The 9596-nt window shown below is 69.1% G+C and carries 7 protein-coding genes and 1 pseudogene; 2 read left to right on the forward strand and 6 right to left on the reverse strand.

What is annotated here, in order from left to right:
- From ABD207_RS14865 to ABD207_RS14885, 5 genes and pseudogenes are all read right to left on the reverse strand, one after another.
- Positions 1 to 1325 (reverse strand): annotated as a pseudogene (locus ABD207_RS14865) (alpha-amylase); the annotation flags it as partial.
- Between the two features lie 198 nt (positions 1326 to 1523).
- A complete protein-coding gene (locus ABD207_RS14870) occupies positions 1524 to 3236 on the reverse strand; it encodes a glycoside hydrolase family 13 protein (RefSeq protein WP_344013222.1) in 1713 nt (570 codons plus the stop codon).
- Positions 3237 to 3387: 151 nt separating this feature from the next.
- Positions 3388 to 4299, reverse strand: coding sequence for a sugar ABC transporter permease (locus tag ABD207_RS14875; protein ID WP_344013224.1), 912 nt, complete (start codon positions 4297 to 4299; stop codon positions 3388 to 3390).
- 13 nt (positions 4300 to 4312) lie between these two features.
- Positions 4313 to 5317 carry a carbohydrate ABC transporter permease gene (locus ABD207_RS14880; protein ID WP_344013226.1) on the reverse strand — a complete coding sequence of 335 codons (1005 nt, stop codon included), beginning with the start codon at positions 5315 to 5317 and terminating at the stop codon, positions 4313 to 4315.
- 96 nt (positions 5318 to 5413) lie between these two features.
- Positions 5414 to 6685, reverse strand: a complete 1272-nt coding sequence (locus ABD207_RS14885; RefSeq protein ID WP_344013228.1) for an extracellular solute-binding protein — start codon at positions 6683 to 6685, stop codon at positions 5414 to 5416.
- Between the two features lie 459 nt (positions 6686 to 7144).
- Here ABD207_RS14885 and ABD207_RS14890 point away from each other — a divergent pair, with 459 nt between their 5' ends.
- Together ABD207_RS14890 and ABD207_RS14895 are read left to right on the forward strand one after the other, a co-directional pair.
- A complete protein-coding gene (locus ABD207_RS14890) occupies positions 7145 to 8179 on the forward strand; it encodes a LacI family DNA-binding transcriptional regulator (protein WP_344013230.1) in 1035 nt (344 codons plus the stop codon).
- A gap of 175 nt (positions 8180 to 8354) precedes the next feature.
- The gene (locus tag ABD207_RS14895; RefSeq protein WP_344013232.1) at positions 8355 to 9308 is read left to right on the forward strand and encodes a phosphatase PAP2 family protein; all 954 of its coding nucleotides are present in this window, start codon (positions 8355 to 8357) and stop codon (positions 9306 to 9308) included.
- A gap of 29 nt (positions 9309 to 9337) precedes the next feature.
- Here the strand turns inward: ABD207_RS14895 and ABD207_RS14900 are convergent.
- Positions 9338 to 9596 (reverse strand): [protein-PII] uridylyltransferase family protein (locus ABD207_RS14900; RefSeq protein WP_344013234.1); only part of this gene is annotated, 259 nt, incomplete at its 5' end.

The following is a 9596-nucleotide window of genomic DNA, read 5'->3' on the forward strand; positions in this document are numbered from 1 at the left end:
AGGGTGGCCGTCAGCCGGCCCGAACCGTCCACCGCCACCTGCTTGTTGCTCTGCACGTCGCAGTAGGTGCCGGCCGGCAGGGAGGTCTGGTAGGTGCGGGTCAGCGAGCCGGACTCGTGGTTGATGGCCACGAAGCCCTTGTTGCCGCGGCCGAACGCGATCGCGTCACCGCCGTTGTCCCACCAGTTGGTCACCGCCTGGCCGCGGGTGGCGTTGCGGAAGGCGACCATGGACTTGATCTCCGGCCAGGCGTGCTGGCACTTCCAGCCGTTCTGCCAGCAGGCGTCGACCCGGCCGCCGTTGGGGGGCCCGGCGTCGTGGTCGGAGAACTCGTAGCCGGAGTTGATGTCGGGGGCGCCGTAGGGCCAGGCCAGCATGAAGACGCTGGCCAGGGTGTAGTTGGCGTTGTCCTTGTAGCTGAGCGTGGAGCCGTTGCGCTCGGTGTCGTGGTTGTCGACGAAGACACCGGCGACGCCGCTCTTGAGATAGCCCCAGCCCTCGCCGTAGTTCTTCAGGTAGGCGAGGTTCTCGTTGTTGAAGACGCGCTTGAGGTCGTAGGCGTAACGGAACTCCTGCACGTCGCCGTTGCCGGTGTACTCGTCGGGCTGGACGACCTCGCCGGCGCCGTAGATGACCTCCTGCTTCCAGTACGCCGACGGGTTGCTCAGCCGGGACTTGATGGCGGCGAGGTCGGCGGCCGGGATGTGCTTGGCGGCGTCGATGCGGAAGCCGTCCACGCCGAGGGAGAGCAGGTCGTTCATGTACCCGGCGATCGCGCCGCGCACGTACTCCTCGCCGGTGTCCAGGTCGGCGAGCCCGACGAGCTCGCAGTTCTGGACGTTCCAGCGGTCCCGGTAGTCGGTGATCTGGGAGGTGCAGTTGTCGAAGTCGGACACCGAGTACAGGCCGGGGTAGTCGTACTTCGTGTACGACGAGCCGCCGGTGCCGGTGCCGCTGCCCGCGGACATGTGGTTGATGACGGTGTCGACGACGACCTTCACCCCGGCCGCGTGACACGTGTCGACCATGTTCTTGAAGGCGGTACGGTCGCCGAGGCGGCCCGCGATCCGGTAACTGACGGGCTGGTAGGAGGTCCACCACTGCCCGCCCTGTATGTGCTCGGCGGGCGGGGAGACCTGCACGTAGCCGTAGCCGGCGGGGCCCAGGGTGGTGGTGCACTCACGGGCGACGGAGGCGAAGTTCCACTCGAAGAGGACGGCGGTGACGTCCTTCGAGCCGGGTGGGGAGGCCTCCGCACTGGTCGGGGTCATGACAAGCGAGGCGGCGATGAGCGCGGCCGCCCCGGCGAGGGTTCTGCGTGCCATGTGTGGGGTTTCCTTCTACGTTGAAGGTGCTTGCTGAAACATTCAGCAAACTTGCGGCACCGCAGATGTTAAAGGCCCGCCACCCGAAAGGGCAGCGGGCCGTACGAACTTGAACCAAAAAGTTGCGGGGCGCCCCCGGGACACTCCCGGGCACGCCCCTCACACGCTTCTTGGGCCGAGCGTCAGACGGGCCGGGCGTCAGGCGGTCGTCCACCACACGGTGGTGTCGCCCGGCACCTTCGCCTCGCCGCCCGTCTCCGCGACCTCGCTGCTGGAGATCAGCACCCGCCCGTACGCGGGCACGGTCACCGACTCGCCCGTGGTGTTGGCGACGCACACGAAGTCCCCGCGGCGGAAGGCGAGCACGCCCTCCGGCGCCCGCAGCCACTCCACCGAGTCGCCCGCGCCCAGGTCGGGCTGCTCCCGGCGCACCGCGAGCGCCGCCCGGTACATCTCCAGCGTCGAGCCGGGCACCCCGGTCTGCGCCTCCACGCTCAGCTCGCCCCACCACTGGGGCTGCGGCAGCCAGCTTCCGCCGTCGCCGAAGCCGTAGGAGGAGCCCTCGCGGGTCCACGGGATCGGCACCCGGCACCCGTCGCGGAAGCCGTCCTGGCCGGCGCCCCGGAAGTACGCCGGGTCCTGGCGCACCTCGTCGGGCAGGTCCACGACGTCCGGCAGGCCCAGCTCCTCGCCCTGGTAGACGTAGGCCGAACCGGGCAGCGCCAGCATCAGCAGGGTGGCGGCGCGGGCGCGGCGCAGGCCCAGCTCGCGGTCGCCGGCCAGACGGATCTGGGTGCCGAGCCCGGGAGGGTTGGCGAAGCGGGTGGCGTGCCGGGTGACGTCGTGGTTGGACAGCACCCAGGTGGCGGGGGCGCCGACCGGGCGCATGGCGTCCAGGGTGCGGTCGATGACCTCGCGCAGCTCGGCGGCGTCCCAGTAGGTGCCCAGGTACTGGAAGTTGAACGCCTGGTGCAGCTCGTCGGGGCGTACGTAGTTGGCGGTGCGCTCCACGGTCGGCGTCCATGCCTCGGCGACGAAGATGCGCTCGCCCGAGTACTCGTCGAGGATCTTCCGCCACTGCCGGTAGATCTCGTGCACCCCGTCCTGGTCGAAGAACGGCATGACATCGTTGCCCAGCAGCTTCAGTTGCTCATGGGTTCCAAGGTCGGGAAGGCCCTCGGCCTTCACCATGCCGTGGGCGACGTCGATGCGGAAGCCGTCGACGCCCATGTCCAGCCAGAAGCGCAGGATGGAGCGGAACTCGTCGCCGACGGCCGGGTGCTCCCAGTTGAAGTCGGGCTGCTCGGGGGCGAAGAGGTGCAGGTACCACTCGCCGGGCGTGCCGTCGGGCTCGGTGACCCGGGTCCAGGCGGGGCCGCCGAAGATCGACTCCCAGTCGTTGGGCGGGAGTTCGCCGTTCTTCCCCTTGCCGGGCCGGAAGTGGTAGCGCTCCCTCAGCGGCGAGCCGGGGCCCTCGGCGATGGCCCGTTTGAACCACTCGTGCTGGTCGGAGGAGTGGTTGGGCACCAGGTCGACGATGATCCGCAGGCCCAGCGCATGGGCGTCGCGGATCAGCGCGTCCGCGTCCAGCAGGGTGCCGAACATGGGGTCGACGGCACGGTAGTCGGAGACGTCGTATCCGGCGTCCGCCTGCGGGGAGGCGTAGAAGGGGCTGAGCCACACCGCGTCCACGCCGAGGTCGCGCAGGTAGGGCAGACGGGAGCGGATGCCCTCCAGGTCGCCCATGCCGTCGCCGTTGCTGTCGGCGAAGCTGCGCGGGTACACCTGGTAGATCACCGCTTCCCGCCACCAGTCGTGGCGCCTGGTGACGGTGGCGACGGCCGAGTCGGTGGAGGGCGTCGGTTCGGTCGGGGAGGTCGGGACCTGGGCGGCGGAGTGCTGCTGACTCATGTCGTCCTTGCGTTGCGTCAGGGCGGTCGTGTGAGGCGTGGGTGCGGGCGGGGACCGGACGAGGCGGCCCGCGGTGTCAGCGGGGTCGGATGGGCACCGCGGGCCGCCTACCCGCGCGGTCAGGCGCGCGGGAGTCTCCGGACGAAGGGGGTCAGCCCTTCGTGCCGCCGGCGGTGAGGCCGGCCACCAGGTTCTTCTGCACCAGGTAGAAGAACCCGGAGACGGGTATCGCGATCAGGACCGCGGTGGCGGCCATGAGGTTGCGCTGGGCGTCGTGCTCGCTGATGAAGCTCTGCAGACCGACGGCGAGGGTGTATTTCTCGTCGTCCAGCATGAATGTCGTGGCGAACGCCACCTCGCCGAACGCCGTGATGAAACTGTAGAACGCGGCGACCGCAAGGCCCGGCTTTGCGAGCGGCAGGATCAGCCGTGCGAAGGTCCCGAAGGGGTTCAGTCCGTCGACCCGGCCCGCCTCGTCGATCTCGAACGGGATGGTGTCGAAGTAGCCCTTCATCAGCCAGGCGCAGTACGGCACGGCCGTGGTGCAGTACACCAGGACCAGGCCGAGGTAGCTGTCGATCAGCTGCAGCTCGGACAGGATCTGGTACATCGGCACCATCAGGACGGCCACCGGGAACATCTGGGTGACCAGCAGCACCCACATGAACTTCTTGTAGCCCGGGAAGCGCATGCGGGAGACCGCGTAGCCGGTGGTGGCGGCGACGAGCACACCGATGACGGTCGTCCCGAGGGAGACGATCAGGGAGCTCTTCAGCCAGTGGAAGAAGGCCGTGTGCTCCAGGACGAACGCGTAGTTGTCCAGCGTCATCTTGCCCCAGATGCGGCCGGGGTGCAGATAGTCGTCCTTGTCGGGGCCGAGGGACAGGAAGACCAGCCAGGCGACCGGGAACAGCGCGATCAGGCTGGCCGCGATCAGGACGCCGTGGGAGGTCAGGCGGGCCGGCAGGCTGAGTTCGCCGCGCCGGCGCACCGGGCGCTTCACGGTCGTCCCCTCGCCGGCCGGACGGGCCGGAGCAGCCTTCTCGACGGTCGTGGTGCTCATGAGAACTCCTGCCTCAGATCGCGAGCTGCTGCTCGTTGCGGTTCAGCCAGCGGCGGTAGAAGGAGGTGAAGACGACCAGGAGGGCCAGCAGCAGCATGCCGTAGGCCGCCGACTCGGCGAACTCGCGCGGCTGCTGTCCGAAGCCGAGGTAGTAGGCCCAGGTCACCAGGATCTGCGCGTCCGGCGCGGTGGTGCCGAACAGCAGGAAGATGATCGCGAACTGGTTGAAGGTCCAGATGATGCCGAGCAGCACCACGGTGGAGCTGACCGACCTCAGGCCCGGCAGGGTGACGTTGCGGAAGCGCTGCCAGGCGTTGGCGCCGTCCATCTCGGCCGCCTCGTACAGCGAGGAGTCGATCGACTGCAGTCCGCCGAGCAGCGAGACCATCATGAACGGCACACCGCACCAGGTGTTGACCATGATCGCGGCGAACCGCTGCCAGAAGGGGTCCTCCAGCCACGGAGGCGTGGGCAGGCCGAGGGAGCCGAGGCCGGAGTTGATGATGCCGGTGTCGGCGAGCATGAACCGCCAGCCGAAGACGGTGACGAAGGTCGGCACCGCCCAGGGCAGGATGAGGATCAGCCGGTACAGGGTGCGCCCGCGCAGCTTCTGGTTGAGCAGCAGCGCGAGGCCGAGGCCGATGCCGTAGTGGAGGGCGACACAGGCCGCGGTCCACACGACCGTCCAGATGAAGTGTGACCAGAAGCGGTCGTAGGCCGTCTCGCCCCACAGGATCTCGGCGTAGTTGTCCAGGCCGATGAACTTGTAGGTGGCCTCGATCTTGTTGACGCCGATGGTGCGGGCCGAGTTGAGGCTGTCGGCGTCGGTCAGCGTCAGGTAGAAGCCGTAGGCCAGGGGATACAGCACGATGACGCCGAGCACGACGGCCACCGGCGCGATCATGGCGTAGGCGTACCAGTGCTTGGCGAATGACCGCTTCAGGCGGGTGACCGGGCCGGGCCGGGGCGCGCGGTCACCGCGGCGCTTGCCGGTCGCGCGGTCGATGGCGACTGTCATGGTTCGGCACCTTCTGGATGATCAAGGAGTACGGCACACAGGCCGGTGGCCGCCGGACCTCCCCCTCGAAGGAGCGGTCCGGCGGCCACACGGGCGTCACTTGCTGAAGTCCGGCACCAGCTTGTCGATCGAGGCCTCGGCGTCGGTCAGCCCCTTGTCCAGCGACTTCTTGCCGCCGGCGATCTGCGGCAGCTCGTCGTCGAGCGGACCCCAGACCGAGCTGTACTCGGGCAGCGCCGGCCGCGGCTGGGCGGCGGCGAGGACCGTCTGGAAGCCGGCGATGCCCGGGTCGGCCTTGACCTTGTCGGTGTAGGCGTCGTCCCGCGTGGGCAGCGTGGAGTTCTTCAGCGCGATGGTCTCCTGCGCCTTGGCCGAGGTCATGAAGTTCACGAACTTCAGCGCGGCCTCCTGCTTCTCCTTGGTGGAGCCGGCGTAGACGGACAGGTTGTGGCCGCCGGTCGGGGCGCCGGCCTTGCCGGTGGAGCCGGCCGGGACGGTGGCGATGCCGAGGTTGTTCTTGTCCTTGAACGCCGAGCCCTTGTAGAAGTTGGTGATCTCCCACGGGCCCTGGATGATCGCGGCGACCTTGCCGTTGACGAACGCGTCCTGGATGTGGGCGTAGGCCTCGGCGGTGGTGTCGGCCTTGTGCAGGCCCTTGCCCTTGAACAGGCTCAGCCAGGTGCCGTAGGCCTTCTTGGCCGCGGGCGACTTGACGGTGATCTTCTTGGCGTCGACGTCGACGGTGTCGGTGCCCTCGCCGTAGAGGAAGGTCTGCGCGTAGTAAGCGGCGGTGGAGCCCCAGTAACCGTCGACGCCGGTCTTGTCCTTGATGGTGGCGGCGGCCTTCTTCAGGTCGTCCCAGGTCTTGGGCGGCTTCACGCCGGCCTTCTCGAACAGCTCCTTGTTGTAGACCAGCGCGAGGGTGTCCGTGGTGAACGGCACGCCGTAGGTCTTGCCCTCGTACTTGGCCTGCTCGAGCAGGTTGGACTTGAACTTGTCCTGCTCCTTGAGGGCCTCGGTGCCGTCCAGCGGGAGGAAGTAGCCCTTCTTGGCGAAGGCGGGGGTCCAGCCGACCTCGGAGCGCAGCACGTCGGGGGCGCCCTTGGAACCGGCGGCGGTGTCGAACTTGTTCTGCGCCTGGTCGAAGGGGACGTTGACGTACTTGACCTTGATGTCCTTGTTGGCGGCCTCGAACTCCTTGACCAGGGCCTTGTACGTCGGCGCCTCGTTGGTCGCGTTGGAGGTGTCCCACCAGGTGATGGTGACCGGGCCGCCGGCCTTGTCGCCGCTGTCGCCGTCCGAACCGCAGGCCGTCGCCGCGAGGGCGAGGGACGCCACCAGCGCGGTGGCCGCTATGCCACGCCGCATGAGTTCTCCTTGAGGGTGAAAGCCCGAGTGGAGCAGGAGACGGCCCCGTCTGCCGTCCTGCCGCTTGCCGACTGCGCCGCTGGGGGGTTCCCACCGCTCAGGTGAGGCCGAGAGTGGGGAGGCCGTCGGGCGAGGTGAACGTAACAGCCATGTAAGCGATCCGAAAGACCTTGCTGAAAACTTTTGCAAGAAGCCGCGAGAGTTATCCCGCCGTGACCTCCCCTCGACCGCTCCGCGACCGTGATTTTCCGGGACTCAGCAGGGCATCGGACAGTTGTGCAAGACTCTGCAAGCACTTGCCATGCCTTTCCGCCGGGTGAATCATCCGTTGCGGAACGGACGCCGACCACCACGTGAGGGACCGCGATGAGCCAGCAGCCCGCTACGGCCCGTTCGACGGCGCGCACCAGGCGTCCGTTCGGTGTGCAGGGACAGGCACGCCAGCTACAGTCGAGTCCTGTGACCACACGGCTTGCCGACATCGCTGCTCAGGCGGGGGTGAGCGAGGCGACCGTCAGCCGCGTCCTGAACGGCAAGCCGGGCGTCGCCGCCACCACCCGCCAGTCCGTGCTCGCCGCCCTCGACGTCCTGGGCTACGAACGCCCGGTACGGCTCCGCCAGCGCAGCGAGGGTCTGGTGGGTCTGATCACCCCGGAGCTGGAGAACCCGATCTTCCCGGCGCTCGCCCAGGTCATCGGCCAGGCGCTGACCCGCCAGGGCTACACCCCGGTCCTGGCCACCCAGACCCCGGGCGGCTCCACCGAGGACGAGCTCACCGAGATGCTGGTGGACCGCGGCGTGGCCGGCATCATCTACGTCTCCGGCCTGCACGCGGACACCACCGCCGACATGCAGCGCTATGACCGCCTGCGCGCCCGGGGCGTGCCCTTCGTGCTGGTCGACGGCTTCTCCCCCAGGGTGCAGGCGCCGTTCATCTCCCCCGACGACCGCGCCGCGATGACCCTCGCGGTGACCCACCTCGTCTCCCTGGGCCACACCCGGATCGGCCTGGCCCTCGGCCCCAAGCGCTTCGTCCCCGTGCAGCGCAAGATCGAGGGTTTTGCACGGGCCATGCAGGAGCAGCTGGGACTGTCGGCGGAGACGATCGAGACCGAGCTGATCCAGCACTCGCTGTACAGCCTGGAGGGCGGCCAGGCCGCCGCCGCGGCGCTGATCGAGCGCGACTGCACGGCCGTCGTCTGCGCCAGCGACATGATGGCCCTGGGCGCGATACGCGCGGCCCGCCAGCAGAACCTCGAGGTCCCCGACGACATCTCCGTCGTCGGCTTCGACGACTCCCCGCTGATCGCCTTCACCGACCCGCCGCTGACCACCATCCGCAAGCCGGTCCCGGCGATGGGCCAGGCAGCGGTCCGCACCCTCCTCGAGGAGATCGGCGGAACCCCCGCCCCGCACAGCGAGTTCGTCTTCATGCCGGAGCTGGTGGTCCGCGGCTCGACGGCCTCGGCACCCGCGGCGGGCCGCTCCTCCTAGGGCGCCTTCCCTGCTCCCCCCAGGGCGCCTTCCCGACTCCTCCCCGGCGCTTCCCGGACGTCACCCCTGAGTGTCCTCCGGGTCCTCTGGCCGGTCACCTGGAGGACAACATGCGGGTCGCCCCCGACCAGAGGATGATCTGAGGAGGAGGCCTTTTCTGGCAGACTTTGTGCCCATGGGTGACATGACGGTGACCACACTGGAGGGTCGGCAGCAGGCCGTCTCACACCCCGTCACGGACCTGTCACCCCGGGCGAGGCGCTCTCCGCGCAGGCCCCGCCTGTGGTTCGAGATCCTGCTCATCGCGGTGAGTTACTGGACGTACTCACTGATCCGCAACGCCGTCCCCGAGCAGAGGTCCGAGGCGCTGCGCAACGCCGACTGGATCTGGCAGCTGGAGCAGACCCTCGGCATCGCCGTCGAAAAGTCGGTCAACCACGCCGTGAACTCGGTGTCTTGGCTGATCGTCAGCATGAACTATTACTACGCCACCCTGCACTTCGTGGTGACCCTGGGTGTCCTGGTGTGGCTCTTCCGCAGCCACCCGGGTCGCTATGCGGCCACCCGCATGGTTCTGTTCTCCACCACCGCGGTCGCCCTGGCCGGCTACTACCTCTACCCCCTGGCCCCGCCCCGTCTGATGAACGGTGAGGCGTTCATCGACACCGTGATGGTCCACGAGACCTGGGGCTCCATGGCGTCCGGCGACCTGAAGAACATGTCCAACCAGTACGCCGCGATGCCCTCGATGCACATCGGCTGGTCCCTGTGGTGCGGGCTGACGATCTTCGCCCTGACCACCGTCCCCTGGGTCCGCGTGCTCGGCCTGCTCTACCCCGCGGCGACCCTGGTGGTCATCGTCGCCACCGCCAACCACTTCTGGCTGGACGCGGTGGGCGGCGTGCTCTGCCTGGCCTTCGGCTACGCCGTCGCCCGCCTCTGGTACGGCGCACTCCCCCACCACCTGCCCCGGCACGTGCCGCATCCGCCCCGCGAGGCGGCCACGGCACCACCCGGTCCCCCGGCCGGCGGCGCCGCGCCGGACACCGTTCCCGCCCCTCCCCTGCCCGCCCGGCCCCGCACCGCCCCGGAGCAGCCGGCCCCGGAGCAGCCCTCCTCGTCCGTGTAAAGACGGCGCTGAAGACCGTCTGGACGACGTCAGTCGGTATAGAACAGCTCCTCGACGACCGTGCGCGCCCGGCGCGCCGTACGCCGGTAGGCGTCGAGCATGTCCCCCGCGTGTCCGGGCCCGTACCCCAGGTAGCGCCCGACGGCGGCCAGCTCCCGCGGGTCGGTGGGGAAGGTGTCCCCCGCCCGCCCGCGGACCAGCATCACCGCGTTGCGCACCCGGGTGGCCAGCACCCAGGCCTCGTCCAGGGTCCCGGCGTCCTCCTCGGACACCAGCCCCGCCTCGGCG

The sequence above is a fragment of the Streptomyces thermospinosisporus genome (assembly GCF_039526425.1).
Lineage (GTDB): Bacteria > Actinomycetota > Actinomycetes > Streptomycetales > Streptomycetaceae > Streptomyces > Streptomyces thermocarboxydovorans.

What these genes read in the sequence shown, in the direction of transcription:
- ABD207_RS14870 (WP_344013222.1), bottom strand. Translation starts at nt 3,236, where the DNA reads ATGAGTCAGCAGCACTCCGCCGCCCAGGTCCCGACCTCCCCGACCGAA.
- ABD207_RS14875 (WP_344013224.1), bottom strand. Translation starts at nt 4,299, where the DNA reads ATGAGCACCACGACCGTCGAGAAGGCTGCTCCGGCCCGTCCGGCCGGC.
- ABD207_RS14880 (WP_344013226.1), bottom strand. Translation starts at nt 5,317, where the DNA reads ATGACAGTCGCCATCGACCGCGCGACCGGCAAGCGCCGCGGTGACCGC.
- ABD207_RS14885 (WP_344013228.1), bottom strand. Translation starts at nt 6,685, where the DNA reads ATGCGGCGTGGCATAGCGGCCACCGCGCTGGTGGCGTCCCTCGCCCTC.
- ABD207_RS14895 (WP_344013232.1), top strand. Translation starts at nt 8,355, where the DNA reads ATGGGTGACATGACGGTGACCACACTGGAGGGTCGGCAGCAGGCCGTC.